Source organism: Nitratidesulfovibrio liaohensis (assembly GCF_011682075.1).
GTDB lineage: Bacteria > Desulfobacterota > Desulfovibrionia > Desulfovibrionales > Desulfovibrionaceae > Cupidesulfovibrio > Cupidesulfovibrio liaohensis.
Genome location: NZ_VSMK01000564.1, coordinates 1 through 1,333 on the forward strand (window position 1 = coordinate 1; position 1,333 = coordinate 1,333).

At 69.8% G+C, this 1,333-nt stretch carries 1 protein-coding gene and 2 pseudogenes; all 3 read right to left on the reverse strand.

Annotated elements, in window-relative coordinates; genetic code table 11:
- Positions 1-510: pseudogene (locus FVW27_RS15965) on the reverse strand (hypothetical protein); the annotation flags it as partial.
- Between the two features lie 93 nt (positions 511-603).
- Complete coding sequence (locus FVW27_RS15970; protein WP_167127015.1) at positions 604-1,113, reverse strand: virion core protein, T7 gp14 family; 510 nt, start codon at positions 1,111-1,113, stop codon at positions 604-606.
- Position 1,114: 1 nt separating this feature from the next.
- Positions 1,115-1,333 (reverse strand): annotated as a pseudogene (locus tag FVW27_RS15975) (hypothetical protein); the annotation flags it as partial.

Here is a 1,333-nt window from a genome sequence, read left to right on the forward strand (position 1 = left end):
CGCGCTGGCCGTGGCGGACGCCGCCTGCCCCTGCGCGTCCAGAGCCGCCAGTTCCGCGCGGCCCACGTTGGCGGTGATGCCCTCCAGCAGGGCGTCGGGCCGCGTGGACTGGTCGGTCAGCGGCACCTTGACGCAACGGCCCACCTCTTCGCGCAGTTGCTGGGCCATCAGGGTCAGCCGGTCAAAGCCGCGCTCCAGCATTTCCGCGTCCAGCACGCCGGTGTTGCGCAGATCCATTTCCTGCGTGAAGGGCTGGTCCAGCCACAGCGTAAGCTGTTCGCCCGCGCCCGCCATGCCGGGCGCGCCCGGTGCAGTGGTCACGCTGCCCCCGCCACCCGGCAGCGCGACGGCCACGTAGTCGGTGCCGTAGGCCAGCACCCTGTCGCCGCCCGTCCCGCTCACCACGGCCCGCACGTCTTCGGGCCGCAGGAACGGGAAGGTCACCGGCCACTCCGTCTGCGTGCCGTTGCCGGTGTACAGTTCGACGGTGTTCGTCGATACGATGGTCATTGTCCGCTCCTTTGCATTCTTGCCGGAACTGCCCCGGGGCTGTGTCCAAAGCCGAAAACGGCCTCCGGGAGCTGCCTCCGGATCAGGATGGCCCTACATCAGAAGGTTGCCCGCTCCCTGCACGGTGTTGCCGATGATCATGCCGCTGCGCCACCCCTGGCGCACCCGCGACCACGGGTCGTTGGCCATGCCCATCAGCAGAGAGGCACTGCTGTCCGCGCCAGCAGCCTGATATTCCAGGGCCCGCTGCCGCCGTTCCGATTGTCGCCGCATGTCCAGCACGTCAGTCTCGGCGGCCAGCGACTGGTCCTGCAAAACGTCCAGCGCGCTGCCCGAACCCGCGTCCATGCCCGATGCCGCCAGCAGCGAGCGCACTCCCGCCTGCTGCGAACGCGCCTGGCGCTTCAGCGCCCGCTCGGTGCGCTCGGCATCGCGCTGCGTCTCCTCGATCTGGTGATTGGCCTGCATGGCCGCATTGCGCTGGGTGGCCGCCTGGTATTCCTGCTGCGCCCTGGCGGCGCTGGCGGTCCGGTTCGAATCCATCAGGGTGTAGCCGCCCTGCAGGACGGCCGCTGCCAACAAGGCCTGAGGCAATCCGCACATGTCATCCTCCCGTGTTGGTCGGTTGTTCCGGCGCAACGCTGGCCGCAGGGAAATCGCCGGAGGTAAAGGGATGGAACGGCGCGCCGCCATGCCCCAGCGGCATGGGGTGCGCGGCCACGGCAAACCCGCAACGGGCCAGCCAATGCGCCGTGGCCGGTCGCTCTGCCAGGGCCGGAGCGTGGATCATGTTCACCAGCCGGGGCCACGCGGCGCGCATGCG

Coding starts and splice junctions, on each gene's coding strand:
- FVW27_RS15970 (WP_167127015.1), bottom strand. CDS start 1,113: ATGTGCGGATTGCCTCAGGCCTTGTTGGCAGCGGCCGTCCTGCAGGGC.